11 protein-coding genes and 3 other annotated features are annotated in these 15,627 nt (G+C 34.5%); all 11 genes read left to right on the top strand.

The window, feature by feature from the left end:
- Positions 1-40: 40 nt before the first annotated feature.
- A complete protein-coding gene (locus tag HMPREF9402_RS06760; protein WP_006785457.1) occupies positions 41-1,408 on the top strand; it encodes a replication initiation and membrane attachment family protein in 1,368 nt (455 codons plus the stop codon).
- A 5-nt stretch (positions 1,409-1,413) separates the two neighbouring features.
- Complete coding sequence (gene dnaI / locus HMPREF9402_RS06755; RefSeq protein WP_006785458.1) at positions 1,414-2,322, top strand: primosomal protein DnaI; 909 nt, start codon at positions 1,414-1,416, stop codon at positions 2,320-2,322.
- Between the two features lie 84 nt (positions 2,323-2,406).
- Positions 2,407-2,621: a binding site (T-box leader), on the top strand.
- Positions 2,622-2,697: 76 nt separating this feature from the next.
- A complete protein-coding gene (gene thrS / locus HMPREF9402_RS06750) occupies positions 2,698-4,635 on the top strand; it encodes a threonine--tRNA ligase (RefSeq protein ID WP_006785459.1) in 1,938 nt (645 codons plus the stop codon).
- Positions 4,636-4,798: 163 nt separating this feature from the next.
- Positions 4,799-5,815, top strand: coding sequence for a hypothetical protein (locus HMPREF9402_RS06745; protein ID WP_006785460.1), 1,017 nt, complete (start codon positions 4,799-4,801; stop codon positions 5,813-5,815).
- Between the two features lie 43 nt (positions 5,816-5,858).
- Positions 5,859-5,983, top strand: a sequence feature (ribosomal protein L20 leader region).
- Between the two features lie 25 nt (positions 5,984-6,008).
- The gene (gene infC, locus HMPREF9402_RS06740) at positions 6,009-6,545 is read left to right on the top strand and encodes a translation initiation factor IF-3 (RefSeq protein WP_170837685.1); all 537 of its coding nucleotides are present in this window, start codon (positions 6,009-6,011) and stop codon (positions 6,543-6,545) included.
- Positions 6,546-6,569: 24 nt separating this feature from the next.
- On the top strand, positions 6,570-6,767 hold the full coding sequence (rpmI, locus tag HMPREF9402_RS06735) for a 50S ribosomal protein L35 (protein ID WP_006785462.1): 198 nt from the start codon (positions 6,570-6,572) through the stop codon (positions 6,765-6,767).
- A 41-nt stretch (positions 6,768-6,808) separates the two neighbouring features.
- A complete protein-coding gene (rplT, locus tag HMPREF9402_RS06730; RefSeq protein ID WP_006785463.1) occupies positions 6,809-7,168 on the top strand; it encodes a 50S ribosomal protein L20 in 360 nt (119 codons plus the stop codon).
- 142 nt (positions 7,169-7,310) lie between these two features.
- A complete protein-coding gene (locus tag HMPREF9402_RS06725; protein ID WP_006785464.1) occupies positions 7,311-8,396 on the top strand; it encodes a M42 family metallopeptidase in 1,086 nt (361 codons plus the stop codon).
- A gap of 455 nt (positions 8,397-8,851) precedes the next feature.
- Positions 8,852-10,855, top strand: coding sequence for a hypothetical protein (locus tag HMPREF9402_RS06720; RefSeq protein WP_009606907.1), 2,004 nt, complete (start codon positions 8,852-8,854; stop codon positions 10,853-10,855).
- Entirely contained in the window at positions 10,833-11,816 is a 984-nt protein-coding gene (locus tag HMPREF9402_RS06715; RefSeq protein ID WP_006785466.1) for a hypothetical protein, read from the top strand. The genes HMPREF9402_RS06720 and HMPREF9402_RS06715 overlap by 23 nt, the downstream gene beginning before the upstream one ends.
- A 491-nt stretch (positions 11,817-12,307) precedes the next feature.
- Positions 12,308-12,528: a binding site (T-box leader), on the top strand.
- A gap of 270 nt (positions 12,529-12,798) precedes the next feature.
- Positions 12,799-15,435, top strand: a complete 2,637-nt coding sequence (locus HMPREF9402_RS06710) for a valine--tRNA ligase (RefSeq protein WP_006785467.1) — start codon at positions 12,799-12,801, stop codon at positions 15,433-15,435.
- The last annotated feature ends 192 nt before the right edge of the window (positions 15,436-15,627 follow it).

Below are 15,627 nucleotides of genomic sequence, written 5' to 3'. Positions count from 1 at the left end.
AATAGGGATTTAACATTTTAAAAGAAGGAGTGTTTGAATAATGGGAGTATCTCTTAAACCGAATACAACATTCGACTTAAGTCCCATTCAAATGATGACTTCGGAAGAAATACAAGTTTTGACGTTGCTGTATCAACCCATTATTGGTCCGCAAGCCGTGAGTTTATTTACGACTTTAAATACGTTAGCACTAAAAAAACAGGAACAATCTTTAACGCATCATTTGTTATTACAGTTACTCAATACGAATATTGAGGAGTTTTTAGAGTGGCGTTATAAATTAGAAGCCGTTGGATTAGTTTCTGTGTATATCACCGAAGAATCTCATCATATAACGTATGTTTTAAAAAGACCGATGAAAGCTCGTGCCTTTTTTAGCGATGGAATTATTAATGTCTTTTTAAATTTAAAAGTTGGGAATGTAGATTATCAAGCATTAAAGCAATTTTTTATTGAAGATGCTTTTAAAGCAGAAGGAAAAAATGTCTCAAAACCATTTAATGAAGTATTTGATACGACGGTGTTACTTCGTAACTCTCAAACCCTACAAGCTAGTCCACTGCCGGTTAGTGAGATGAAGCGTGAGGGAGTAGAGCTAGAGAAAGCCTTTAATGAAGAGCTACTATTTGCTTTACTCAAGCAGTTTGGACTCGATGATCAAATTTTATCGGATAAACTTCTCGATCAAATTAATAAGATTGCCTTTTTATATAAATTAGATGAAAGTGAATTAGCTCGTCTTATTTTTGATGCTTTAGATAGTGATGGCTTCGTCAACTTAGAGGTATTTAGAAAACAAGCGAAACAATATTTTCAATTTCTAAATAAAGGAAAGCCAATCGAGGTGGTGGAAGTTTCGCAGGTTAATCAAGAGACCATGATTAGTGAAGCGAATGCGGCAAGTGCAAAGGAAAAACAATTATTGATTCATCTGTCACAACATCCACTTAGTTTCTTGAAGTTTAAGCAACATCAAAAAGAACCTGTTCCAGCCGATCGTCAATTAGTTGAGTGGTTAGTGGTGGATCAACAAATGCCATCCGGTGTTGTGAATGTGTTGATTGATTATGTGTTAAATATTTCAGATGGGCGATTGCCAAAGCAATTGGTTGAAAAAATTGCGGGTGAATGGCAGCGTAAAGAGATTGATAATACTGAAAAAGCAATTGCTCAAGTTAAGTCAACGCTTAAAGCGAAGCAAAAACGTGAAAATGAAAAAACGATGCCAGCAGCAAGTAAACCATCTTATCAAAAATCAGCGAGAGTAGTTCGTCAAGAGCAAGTTCCTGATTGGCTGAAAGCACCGCAAACGCAAGAATCGAATAAAAAAACATTGAGTGAAGAAGATTTACAAAAGATTGAACGCATGAAACAATTACAGAGTCAGATTCTAAATGGGAAAGGGTGAATTAGATGAAACGATTAGGTGATTTAATACCGAAAACGTTTGGAGCTGAGCAGGCATATCAAGAGTTATTAAATGAACCAGAGATTGCACAGGCATTAAAATGTCATGAGTCTGAGGTGGATATGTCACGTCTGTCGAGCTTTATATCCGATTTAGATGAGTATTCACGAAATAAATCCAAATGTGAGGGTTGTCTAGGATTAGATTATTGTAAGCAACCCGTTAAAGGACATCGACCAGAACTTGAACCAAGGTATAAGCAACTTAAGATTGCATATACGCCTTGTCATTATGAGTTAAATCAAAAACATTTAGCGAATATTAAAAGTTTTCATATGCCGGGTGATATTGTAAATGCGAATTTTGAACGATTTATCATGGATCCTGAGCGTGTCGAGTTTTATGAAAAAGCAACTTTATTTATTAATGAATACATGACAAATAAAAAAGGTCGCGGTCTTTATTTATATGGCCCTTTTGGCACAGGGAAAACATATATGTTAAGCGCCATTGCAAATATCTTATCTCAACGTGGAATTGTTTGTGGCTTAGTTTACTTTCCTGAATTGGTTGCTGAAATTAAATCAGGATTTAATAGTGACAATAATAGTGGATATGATAAAATTGAACAATTAAAGCAAATCGATGTCTTGATGCTAGATGATATTGGAAGTGAATCGATGACGAGCTGGATGCGGGATGAAGTGCTTGGCCGTATTTTAAATTATCGAATGCATCAGGGGCTTCCAACTTTTTTCACTTCGAACTTGGATTATGAACAATTACGTCATCATTATTCTTATACTCAAAAAGGAGAAGTTGAGGAAATTAAGGGGGCACGTATTTTAGAACGTATCAAAGCTTTAAGTGTTCCTGTCGCTATTACTGGAACAAATTATCGTCAAAATCGCTAAAATTCTTATCACTTTTTGCTTGATTTCAAAAAAATCATACATTATAATATGATTCATACATATACTAATGAGTAGACTGATATATCAAAGGTTTTGATAAGGATATGATTTATTCATACGACTTTCTAGAGAGGGAATCCATGGCTGAAAGATTTCTAAGTACGATGTTTGAATTACTCCCTTTGAACTGGACTTGAAAAAGTTTCCCGCTGACTGCGTTAACGTTAAATTGAGTTGCTAACGAAGAGTCTTTTCTTTGTTGGAAATAGGATGGTACCGCGATTATAATCGTTCCTAATTAAATTTTAGGAGCGATTTTTTTTATACTCAAAAATTTCGCTCCGAGGTAAACGAAAAATAAAAGGAGGAAATACCATGATTAACATTACTTTCCCAGATGGGAATGTGAAACAATTTGAAAATGGAGTTACTGCAGATGCGATTGCGCACTCTATTTCACCAGGATTACGTAAAAAATGTGTGGCTGCTAAAATTAACGGACATTTATATGATTTAACTCGTCCAATTGAAGCAGATGCAAAAATTGAATTAATTACAAATGATCGTCCAGAAGCGTGGGAAATTATTAACCATTCGGCTGCTCACTTAATGGCTGCCGCTATTAAACGTCTTTATCCAGATGCAAAATTTGGAGTAGGACCTGCGATTGAAGATGGATTCTATTATGATATTGATACAGAATCAAAAATTTCAGAAGCTGATTTACCAGCTATTGAAAAAATGATGCAAAAAATTTCTTCAGAAGCTTTACCGATTATTCGTCAAGAATTAAGCCGTGAAGAAGCAAAAGAATTATTTGCAGCTGATGAATATAAATTAGAATTAATTGATGCGATTAAAGAAGGTGAAATCATCACAACTTATTCAGAAGGTGATTTTACAGATCTTTGTAGCGGAGTACATGTTCCAAATACAAAAGATGTTAAGTTCTTTAAATTATTAAGTGTAGCAGGAGCTTACTGGCGAGGAGATAGCGACAATAAAATGTTAACTCGTATTTACGGGGCAGCTGCTTTATCTAAAGATGCTTTAGCTGATCACTTACGTATTTTAGAAGAGCGTAAGGAACGTGATCATAAAAAATTAGGACGTGAATTAGAATTATTCACATTCAGTCCATTAGTAGGTCAAGGATTACCAATCTGGTTACCAAATGGTATGAAAGTTCGTCAACAAATCGAACGATATATTACTGAATTAGAAGAAGATTACGGATACCAACACGTAGCAACTCCAGTTATGGGATCTGTTGATTTATATCGTACTTCAGGACACTGGGCACATTATCAAGAAGATATGTTCGTTCCAATGGAAATGGATAATGAAGAATTAGTATTACGTCCGATGTCTTGTCCTCACCATATGATGGTATATAAAACAAAATTACGTTCATACCGTGATTTACCAATTCGTTATGCAGAGCAAGTTATTCAACACCGTTTTGAAGCCTCAGGTGCTTTAACTGGTCTTGAGCGTGTACGTGCGATGACTTTAACAGATTCTCATCTTTTTGTTCGTCCAGATCAAATTAAAGAAGAGTTCTCTCGTTGTTTAGAATTAATTCACCGTGTGATTAAAGACTTCGGAGTTGAAATTAACTACTATCGTTTATCGCTTCGTGATCCAGAAAACAAAGAAAAATATTTCGATGATGATCAAATGTGGGAAAATGCAGAGTCAATGTTACGCGAGACATTAATCGAAAATAATATTCCATTCATTGAAGCTGAAGGAGAAGCGGCCTTCTATGGTCCTAAATTAGATATCCAAATCAAAACAGCTTTAGGACATGATATTACAATGTCAACTATTCAATTAGACTTCTTATTACCAGAACGTTTCGATTTAACTTATGTATCTGAAACTGGTGAAAAAGTACGTCCAGTTGTTATGCACCGTGGTTTAATCGGAACATATGAGCGTTTCATGGCTTATTTAATTGAAACTTACAAAGGAGCATTCCCACTATGGTTAGCTCCAACACAAGTAACAGTGATTCCAGTTAATAATCAATATCATTTAGAGTACGCAAAAGAAGTTGCTAAAGAATTACGTAAATACCGTGTTCGTTTAGAAATCGATGAGCGTGAAGAAAAAATGGGTTATAAAATCCGTGAATCACAAACTAAGAAAATCCCAATGTCTATTGTATTAGGGGATAAAGAAGTTGCTAATAATGAAGTCACATTCCGCCGTTTCGGTGAGCAAAAAACTCAGACTTTACCATTAAAAGAATTCGTTCATTTCTTAGTTGAAGAAATTGCAGAGCGTAAAAACTATAAACCTGAATAATAAGTCAAAATGAGAAGCTTGTAGCTTCTCATTTTTTTATAGATTTTTGGAATTTTATGAATAGAATGATAGAGAATTACAATAATGAATTTAGTTGATGATTGTGTTTTTATCAGTTAAAAGGAAAGAATAAGTAGGTATTGTAAAGTAGGGAGTGATAAAAATGATTGAAACTATGGTCGTGTTAAGACAGTGGAGTGTAGATGTAATAGCCCTTCTTGTTTTTTTAATCGCTGCTTATCTGGGTTATAAAGATACGTTTCGTTTCAGTTTTCTTCAACTTATTTTGCAACTGATTTCAATGATAGCGACTTATTTTATTTCTATTTTTTTAACTAATAAAGCGATTCAGACGATTCCAGAAAATGCGAATATAGGATTAATGATTCCTGATGAGTTATTTTATTTAGTGCAACCTCACGAAGAAATGATTATTCCACTTATTATGTTTGTTATTATTTATATGTTTATATTTATTATTATAAAGAGCATTCTATATGTATTCGGAAGAAACTATGAATGGGAAAGGTATTTATTCAGAAAAATTAAGTTAAATTCAACGTTTGGAAGGATTCTAAGTTCTGGGTGTACCATTTTAAATACGTATACGTATTTAATCATTGTTTTAATGATTGTTGGATTTCCTTTGTTTAATTTAGTAGGCCCCCATACATTCTCCTCTTTTTTATTAAAAACAGTTCCTTTTATTTCAAAGGATATTGAAGAGTTTTATGCCCCCTATGAAACACTTACTCAGGTATTACAAACTTACAAAGAAGAGGCACATCTCATTTTTGATGGGACGACAGTTAATCTTAAAGTGATGGAAGAAATGATTCAAAAAGACCCAAGTCGTAAAAATTCGTTGCAAGATGCCTATGAATATTTAATCCCGTATATTGCAACAACTTCTGGTTATTTAGCTAATTTTTCAAATAATAAGATTGGAATTAATGAAATGAAAGAATATTTAGCAAATACTCAGGAATATCTGAACAATCAAACCATAACACTGGAAATTTTTAATTCTTACTATGAAGAGTTGATTAAAAACAAAACTTATGATAGACTAGTTAAAGATGAGGTCATTAATGATGATGCTTTAACCGCATTGGTTGAGAGTGGATTCCTAAATGATACGAATCTTAAAAAAATTAAAGAATATATAGCGCTTGATTGACATATACTAATCAAGGTGTTATAATTAATAAATGTGAATATCATGTGGAAAGAAGAAGTACCCACTTCTCACCTGATTGGCTTAAGTCGATAGGTTTAAAAGTCGCATAGTTTTTTTTAACTGTGATTTTAAACGTGGGCGCTTGAATGCCTACGTTTTTCTTTTTTTCCATGAATGTTCTATAAAATTGGAGGTGCTCATCATTAGCAAGAAGAATGTAAAAAACGAGAGCTTAGTCAACGAGGATATCCGCGCTAAGGAGATGTTAGTCATTGGTCCTAACCGCGAACAACTTGGTTTAATGCAACGCAAAGATGCTTTACGTGCTGCTTCTGAACAAAATTTAGATTTAGTATGTGTAGCACCACAAGCTAATCCGATTGTTTGTCGTATTATGGATTACGGTAAATACCGTTACGAACAACAAAGACATGCTCGCGAAGCGAGAAAAAACCAAGTGGTTGTAAGTCTTAAAGAAGTTCGTTTAAGTCCTAACATTGATCAGCATGATTTTAATACTAAATTAAAAAATGCTCAAAAATTCCTTAGTAAAGGTGATAAAGTTAAAGTTAGCGTACGTTTCAAAGGGCGTGAAATTGCTCATACAGAATTCGGTCGCAATGTTTTAACTCGCTTTGCTGAAGGGTGTGCTGAAATCGCAGACCTTGAATCAAATCCAAAACTTGACGGACGTTCAATGTTTCTCGTTTTAGCACCAAAGAAAAAGTAGAAAAGATAAAGGAGGAACTCTACCATGCCAAAAATGAAATCTCATCGTGGAGCTGCTAAACGCTTTAAACGTACAGGATCAGGAAAATTAAAACGTTCTCACGCTTATACAAGCCACTTAGCTCACAATAAAACAACTAAACAAAAGAAACACTTAGCTAAAGCTGCTGTTGTTTCAAATAGCGATTACAAACGTATCAAAGATATGTTATATAGCTTATAATCATTTAAATATTTTTTGTACTACAAAAGGAGGAACTCAATATGCCACGTGTAAAAGGTGGAGTTGTATCACGTAAACGTCGTAAACGCGTTTTAAAATTAGCAAAAGGTTACTTTGGATCAAAACACACATTATATAAAACTGCAAATGAACAAGTAATGAAATCATTACAATATTCATACCGTGACCGTCGTCAGAAAAAACGTGATTTCCGTAAATTATGGATCACTCGTATCAACGCTGCTGCTCGTATGAATGGATTATCATACAGCAAATTAATGCACGGATTAAAATTAGCTGGAATCGAAGTTAACCGTAAAATGTTAGCTGATTTAGCTGTAGCTGATGCTGCTGCATTCACAGCTTTAGCAGAAACTGCAAAAGCTGCAATGAATAAATAATTTTTTATAAACTTCAAACACTACCTTAAGGTAGTGTTTTTTTGATATTTTTAAAGAAAATATTTTTAAAATTATTTTCATCAATGAGATAAAATGATATGATACTACTTATAGAAAATTATGGATAATAGGAGGAAACATAATGACTAAGTTAGATCAAACTCTAACGTTCTTAAAAGAAATTACAGATGCAAATGCTGTACCGGGTCAAGAACGTCAAGCACGTGAAGTGATGAAAAAATATATTGGTGACTCAGCAGATAAAATTTATCAAGATAATATCGGATCATTAATTGCTGAAAAAGTAGGGGAAAAAGATGGACCGAAAATCTTGATTGCAGGTCATATGGATGAAGTTGGATTTATGGTTCAACGTATTGATGATAATGGATTTATTAAATTCGTGACACTAGGTGGATGGTGGGGACAAGTGATGCTTGCACAACAAGTCACTATCACAACAAATAGTGGGAAAACGTATCATGGGGTTATTGGGTCAACACCACCTCATATTTTGACACCTGAGGCACGTCAAAAACCGGTTGATATTAAAGAAATGTATATTGACCTAGGTGTTGAGAGTAAAGAAGAGGTAGAAAAGCTTGGTATTCGACCAGGTGATATGATTACTCCTTATATTGAGTTCCGTACGATGGCGAATGATAAATACTTATTAGCTAAGGCATGGGATAATCGTATCGGTTGTGCCGTAGCTGTTGAAGTGTTAAATAATTTAAAAGGTGAATCTCATCCAAACATCGTCTACGGTGTGGGAACAGTTCAAGAAGAAGTTGGATGCCGTGGAGCAGTGACAACAAGCCAAATGATTAACCCATCCATCGTTTTCGCTTTAGATGTAGGACTAGCTGGAGATGTGCCAGGGGTTACGAATCAAATCCAAGCAAAAATGGGGAAAGGGCCAATCATTACTTTAATTGATGGTGGATTAGTTGGTCATAAAGGATTACGTGATTTTGTTGTGAGCGTAGCGGATGAATTAAATATTCCATATCAGTTTGATATTACGCCAGGAGGAGCAACTGATGCAGCCAAAATGCATTTAGCACATGATGGGGCCCCTGCGATGTCAGTTGGAATTGCATCACGTTATATTCACTCACATACTTCAATGATTCATCGTGATGATTATGAAAATACAGTTAAATTAATGACAGAAGTTGTTCGTCGTTTAGATCAGGAAACTGTCAACAAAATTACATTTGAATAAAAAAAAGACTATCTCTAAAGTGAGATAGTCTTTTTTAATGAAGTTTTAACATAAAAAAAGAGTCTATTTTAAAAAAGTTTAAACAGACTCTTTTCTAAGAAAGTTTGAGGTCCATTCTACCTCAAAAAAAGGGTAATTATAAAACATTGGAATGGAAAGAGAATAATATACTGATACGGCATGATGGGGTAAACCGTATCAATTAGGGTAGTGTTATGCTATCCAATTTCTTGGATGAAGTAATTATATCATAATTTATGGTAAAAAAAATAGTCGAAATAATAAAAAAAATGTAGAAAAATGGTAAAGAACATTTCGGTTTAAAATGTTTGTTAAGCGATAAAAGATTCTATGTTTAAAAAAATGATGAAGTCTTAGTCATCCTCGCAAGTTTTTACATATTTTAAAGACTTAGGAATATAATGAAATGACAAAGAAAAATAGGAGGGTAAAAAATGAGTTATTCATTTAATTGGGATTGTACACTACCAATCAAAAACATAGAAGATATTGTATCGATTAATATTGTACCTGAGACAAACGTTTATGATGAAGGGGATTATTTATCACTTCGCGGGCAAGTGTGTATTGATGGAGAATATGTTTCATCGACTAAAGAGCAATTTTTATTTAATGAGTGTATTCCTTTAGATATCACGCTACCTAATAACGATCGTACGACGAATATTAAAATTGATGTAGAGAATTTTGATTATACGATTGAAGATGGAAATAGGTTATGTTTAAATATTAGATTATGCATTGCAGGATATAATTTAGATAGTACACCAACATTAATTGAACCTGATGAAGAGGATGAAGGGCAGGAACAACCGCCTGTTATTTTTACTAAGGAAGCTATTTTTTCTCCTAAATCAGTTGCGTCGAATGATGATGAGGATCTTGACTATTTAGATTTTGATGACGTTGCGATGCCATCTCACCAGGAAGCGGTGGAATTAGTTGATGAGGAACCAGTTAAAAAAGATGCTGCACTTCCTAAACCATTTTTATCAGAGGTGGCTCGAAAAGAAATAGCAGTTAACCAAGTTCAAAATGATGGAGAGGAAGAAGGAGAAACAGAAATCTTTACTGAATCAAATGATGAATTTGTTCCTGTGGTTGGGGGGGATGTTGAGGCAGTTGCACCGATTGAGGAAGTAGGAGAAGAGCCAGATTTAGTAATTGAAGGTGAGGTAGTGGAGGAGCTAGAACCAGTGATTGAAGCCGAGGTAGTAGAAGAGCTAGAACCAGCGATTGGAGTAGAGGTGGTGGAAGACCGAGATCCAGTGATTGAAGTAGAGGTAGTAGAAGAGTTAGAGCCAGTGGTTGAGGCAGAAGTAGTAGAAGAGTTAGAGCCAGTGGTTGAAGCAGAAGTAGTAGAAGAGTTAGAGCCAGTGGTTGAAGCCGAGGTAGTAGAAGAGTTAGAGCCAGTGATTGAAGCAGAAGTAGTAGAAGAGCTAGAGCCAGTGGTTGAACAATTATCTGATTCAGGTGCATTTGTTGAGCAGGCATCTCGAAAAGAAACATTAACAGATAAAATTAAGCAAATTTTAAATAAAGAACCGGTTGTTGTAGAAAAAAAATCAGAACCTGTTCCAACTACTCCTGCTACTGAGGTGGTTGAAGAAGTCGTACCGGTTAAAGAGGAAGTCGTTAAAGAAGTTGAGGAAATTCAAGTACCCGTTGAACAAAAAGTTGTTGAGCAAGTGGCTACGATTGAGCAAACGATTCAACAACCAATCTCACAATCAACAGGATGGGAAGAAGTTATTTCAGAACAAACGATGCCGACTAAATATCATCCAGTGATGCCAATTCCAGTGGTGCAAGAAGAAGTGACAGAACCAAAAGAAATGATAGAAGAGGAAGAAATTTTACCGTATCCATTAAAACAAAATATTAAAGAAGTAACTTTTGAAGAGCCTGTTGTGAAAGAAAAGTCTAACTTGTTTGATATGTTATATGGATTAGATCAAGAGGAGGAAGTGGCGACGGTGGAAAGTCAAGAAACTGTATCTGAAACGCCAGTTTCGACATCAATTCAAACTGTCTCACAACCTGTTATTCAAAAAGTTCAAGTAACACAACAAATGACACAACCAGTTCAAGTAACACAACAAATGACACAACCAGTTCAAGTAACACAACAAATAACACAACCGGTTCAAGTGGAACAATCATTAGTTGCTGTACAACCTGTTGAAGAAGAGGTAAAGGAAAGTAAGGTAGCCGTCAATATGTCATCATCAAGTGATGATTCGATTGCAAGTCAATTCTCAGATGGGGAAAGTATTATTAAAATCGTGTTTGTTCAAGAGGAAGAAACAACCATTGATGATATTTGTACAAAATATAATGTAACCCAAGATCATATTTATAATTGTGCAAATGTTCAGTCTCCTCTTTGTCCAGGCGATCATGTGATGATAAATTATGGACAATTTAGAAGAAATTAAAATTTTAATTGAAACAAATTATAATCTGAGTGTTGAAAAGGTTTCAAACATTACCTCTAAATCTTTGAAAGTTTCGACAGCACAACACGAATATGTTTTAAAGCTAGCAGAGGGTAATGATGAATTTATTATGAAGCAATTATTTGCTTATAAGTCATTACCTAAAAATATTTTACCCATTTATAGAACGAGAGATCGACAACATTTAGTTCCTTGTCGAGGTCAATTTTTTTATCTGACAGATTATGTTCAAATTATTGCTGTTCCACTTGAAAAGCAGTTATACTATTATGTTGAATTGTTAAATGACTTGCATGAGAAAACGCGTTTAATGACGGATATAAGCGATGAAGAAATTTCTAAAATTTATAATAAAGAGTATAAACGACTTGAGACGAGTTATTCGAAGTTACAAAAAATTATGGAGGCGTGCGAACTTAAGAAGGATCGCTCGCCTTATGAGTGGTATTTTATGATGGTTTATCCGATGATTTATCGGATGTTACAGCAGGCTCATGAGGAGTTGAAAAAGTTTTACGATTTATTAAAAAGGGATCATAAGATGCCGATTAGTTTAATTCACGGTGATGTGAATGTGGCTAATGTTTTAATAAGCGAAAAGGATACATATCTGATTAATTTTGAAAAAAGCCTGTTTTCTTTATCTTCATTGGATATGTATTATTTGGTTGAGGTTTATTATCAGGTTCCTGGAATGAAATCAATTATTTTAGATTATGTTAAAAATGAAAAAGCCGCAATTTTGCGGCACTATTTTTTCTTTAAATCATTATTAGTTGACTTATCAGAGCTCGGTGAGTCTTTACAAGACCACTCGTTGATTAATATTGCAGTATTAAATGAAACATTAGCTCCTCATTTATTAGCTTTTCAAGTTTATAATGAGTTTAACACACCCACCACAACAACGCCAACAAGCCCCCAAGGATCATCAACATGACAAAGTCAAACTGTGAAAAAGAAAAAATGATGAGGAATAATTGATAAAAAAATAAAAGACAAATAATTGATTTTAAAGAGCTTAGATAAGCTCGCCATCCACCTCTTCTTGGATTATTTTTTGGATACATCATATCCACCCCCTTAATATAGTTTATGCATGAGATAAGGGATATAATATATAAGCCCTGATTAATTTTCTACAGAAAGAAAATTTTATCTCATTATCTAGTAATGAAGGGCGGCTTTTCGAGGGGAGAGAATGTGTATTCAGACTTGATAATCGAGCATTTGAATAACCAAGACTGACTTTCACGATCTAGGTTATTAATCATTATATATAAAACATCTAGCAAATTTTTAAGTTAGATGTTTTTTTGTTCCATTCACTTAATATCTTTTATAAGGTATTAGAATTAATTTGAAATTCTTATTCAGCTATTGAATAAACTTGTTTGATGTTGTAGAATACTAACATATATAGCATGATAGGTAATAACCGTGACCAGGAGGAGTAAAAGTATTTTTACATTTTAGAGAGGAGTTCATGTGCTGAAAGAACTCTATGTGAAGACTTTGAAGGTAGCCTGCGAGTTGAGTTTCTGAATAGAGAAGTTAGTAAGAAATTCCGTTTGCTGCGTTAAAGCATAAGTGGTAAGTATAAACTTACAATTAAGGTGGTACCGCGGAATTTTAAGCATTTCGTCCTTTCATAGGACGGAGTGCTTTTTTTGTTAGTCGAGCTTGTCGGTTTACTGATACGGACTTAGTTTAACTATGTTAGATGTTCTTCTTAAATGAATTAAGAGCTAAAACGTCTATACGCCTGTGGTGGATATCACTAATTCGATGTCGTCTATCAATTGTTTGGTCTTGAGATGAAAGAATAAAATTTCAAGATGTACATGCACACTTTTGCTAGCTTATTTTCTGATGATTAAACGGGACCTTATCGTGAATTTGAATTGAAGGAGGGCATTAAAATGACTAAGAACTTAGCACCTAAGTATAATCATTTAGATGTTGAACAAGGTAAATATGCGTTCTGGTATGAACAAGATTGTTTTAAAGCAGAACCACAATCAAATAAACCAAAATATACAATCGTTATTCCGCCACCAAACGTGACAGGAAAATTACACTTAGGACATGCTTGGGATACATCGTTACAAGATATCATTATTCGTATGAAACGTATGCAAGGTTATGATGCTTTATGGTTACCAGGAATGGATCATGCTGGAATTGCAACTCAAGCAAAAGTTGATGCACGTTTAAAAGAACAAGGATTATCTCGTTATGATATTGGACGTGAAGCATTTTTAGAAAAAGCGTGGGAATGGAAAGAAGAATATGCAGGCTTTATCCGTCAGCAATGGGAAAAAATGGGGTTATCATTAGATTATTCTCGTGAACGTTTCACATTAGATGAAGGATTATCAAAAGCAGTTCGCCGTGTATTCGTTCAATTATACGAAAAAGGATTAATTTATCGCGGTGAACGCATTATTAACTGGGATCCAGCAGCTCGTACAGCTTTATCTGATATCGAGGTTATTCATAAAGAAATCGAAGGAGCTTTCTATCATTTCAAATACATGATTGAAGGAACAGATGAATTCTTAGAAGTTGCAACAACTCGTCCTGAAACAATGTTTGGAGACGTTGCCGTTGCGGTTCACCCTGAAGACGAACGTTATAAACATTTACTTGGTAAAAATGTTCTGATTCCAGGAAATGCTAAACCAATCCCAGTCATTGCTGATGAATACGTTGAAATGGATTTTGGAACAGGGGCTGTTAAAATTACGCCAGCTCATGACCCTAACGATTTTGAAGTTGGAAATCGTCATAACTTAGCTCGTCCAATCTGTATGAACTTAGATGGTTCAATGAATGAATTAGCAGGTAAATATAATGGAATGGATCGTGCAGATGCACGTAAACAATTAGTGGCTGATTTAGAAGCAGCGGGATTAGTTGTTAAAATTGAAAAACATGTTCATGCAGTTGGGCACTCTGAGCGTACAGATGCAGTCGTTGAACCTTATTTATCAACACAATGGTTCGTTAAAATGGAAGAATTAGCTGCTCGTTCAGTTACAAATCAAGGAACTGATAATAAAGTAAACTTCGTTCCAGAGCGTTTTGAAAATACATTCTTACGTTGGATGGAAAACATTCATGATTGGTGTATTTCACGCCAATTATGGTGGGGACATCAAATTCCAGCTTGGTATCATAAAGAAACTGGAGAAATGTATGTCGGAGAAGAGGCTCCAGCAGATATTGAAAACTGGAACCAAGATGAAGACGTATTAGATACATGGTTCTCGTCTGCTTTATGGCCATTTACAACTTTAGGTTGGCCAGATGTTGAATGTGAGGACTTTAAAGCTTACTTCCCAACAGATACATTAGTAACAGGATATGATATTATCTTCTTCTGGGTATCTCGTATGATTTTCCAAAGTTTAGAGTTTACAGATGAGCGTCCATTTAAAAATGTCTTAATCCATGGATTAGTACGTGATGCTGAAGGACGTAAGATGAGTAAATCATTAGGTAATGGGGTTGACCCAATGGATGTTATTGAGAAATACGGGGCAGATAGCTTACGTTACTTCTTAACAACAAATTCAGCACCAGGTCAAGATTTACGTTATATTGAAGAAAAAGTAGAGTCTACATGGAATTTCATTAACAAAATTTGGAATGCTTCTCGTTTCGTCATCATGAATTTGGAAGGGATGACAGTAGAAGATGTATGTTTACAGGCTGCTACATTAAACGTTGCAGATAAATGGATTTTAGGTCGTTTAAATGAAACAATTGAAGCAATCAACTATAATGCAGATAAATTTGAATTTGGTGAGGTAGGACGTCACTTATACAACTTTATCTGGGAAGATTTCTGTAACTGGTATATTGAAATGGCTAAGTTACCATTACAAGGTGAAGACGAAGAAGCAAAACGTTCAACTCGTATGGTTTTAACTTATGTATTAGAATCTATCGTGAAATTATTACATCCATTTATGCCATTCGTAACAGAAGAAATTTATCAAATGATTACACGTGAAAATACGGCATGTGCAGTAGCAGCATGGCCAGTTGTTAAACCAGAATTCAATGATGCGAAAACAATGGCTGATTTCACATTATTAATGGATATTATCCGTTCAGTTCGTAACATCCGTGCTGAAGTAGATGCGCCAATGAGCAAAAAAATCCGTATTTTTATCAACGCTAAATCAGAAGAGGCATTAGTCAACTTAACAGCAAACCAAGCTTACTTAGCTCGTTTCTGTAATCCAAGTGAATTAGTGATTGAAAAAGATTTAACAGTATCAGAAGAAACAATGACAGCTGTTGTAACAGGAGCTGATATCTTCTTACCAACTGAAGGATTAATTGATGTAAGTGCAGAAATTAATCGTTTAACAGCCGAACTTAAAAAATTAGAAGGTGAAGTTAAACGTGGAGAATCTAAGCTTGCAAATGAAAAATTCGTTTCAAAAGCACCTGCTCACTTAGTTGAAGAAGAACGTAATAAATTAGCTGATTACAAAGAAAAATTTGAAACGGTTAAAGAACGTTTAGCACAACTTCAAAAATAATTATTTTTAAACTGCCTTAGTTTTAGGGCAGTTTTTTTTATCGACTAAGATGATGAATTTTGTAAGTAATTATATTTTTTAGTAAATGTTACAAAAAATACAAGTTATGAGGGACGGTTTTTTCTTTCAAAAACGAATATTAGTTGGTAGAATTATGATAGTATTACAAAAAATATGATATCAAATGATGCT

The sequence above is a fragment of the Turicibacter sp. HGF1 genome, assembly GCF_000191865.1.
Classification (GTDB): Bacteria; Bacillota_I; Bacilli_A; order MOL361; family Turicibacteraceae; genus Turicibacter; species Turicibacter sanguinis.
Note: the sequence above shows the minus strand (reverse complement) of the source record. Positions and strands in the feature narration are given on the sequence as shown.

Bases quoted from the DNA above. Each gene is read 5' to 3' on its own strand.
- rpmI (WP_006785462.1), top strand. From the start codon at position 6,570: ATGCCAAAAATGAAATCTCATCGTGGAGCTGCTAAACGCTTTAAACGT.
- HMPREF9402_RS06725 (WP_006785464.1), top strand. From the start codon at position 7,311: ATGACTAAGTTAGATCAAACTCTAACGTTCTTAAAAGAAATTACAGAT.
- dnaI (WP_006785458.1), top strand. From the start codon at position 1,414: ATGAAACGATTAGGTGATTTAATACCGAAAACGTTTGGAGCTGAGCAG.
- thrS (WP_006785459.1), top strand. From the start codon at position 2,698: ATGATTAACATTACTTTCCCAGATGGGAATGTGAAACAATTTGAAAAT.
- HMPREF9402_RS06745 (WP_006785460.1), top strand. From the start codon at position 4,799: ATGATTGAAACTATGGTCGTGTTAAGACAGTGGAGTGTAGATGTAATA.
- HMPREF9402_RS06760 (WP_006785457.1), top strand. From the start codon at position 41: ATGGGAGTATCTCTTAAACCGAATACAACATTCGACTTAAGTCCCATT.
- HMPREF9402_RS06720 (WP_009606907.1), top strand. From the start codon at position 8,852: ATGAGTTATTCATTTAATTGGGATTGTACACTACCAATCAAAAACATA.
- HMPREF9402_RS06715 (WP_006785466.1), top strand. From the start codon at position 10,833: ATGGACAATTTAGAAGAAATTAAAATTTTAATTGAAACAAATTATAAT.
- rplT (WP_006785463.1), top strand. From the start codon at position 6,809: ATGCCACGTGTAAAAGGTGGAGTTGTATCACGTAAACGTCGTAAACGC.
- HMPREF9402_RS06710 (WP_006785467.1), top strand. From the start codon at position 12,799: ATGACTAAGAACTTAGCACCTAAGTATAATCATTTAGATGTTGAACAA.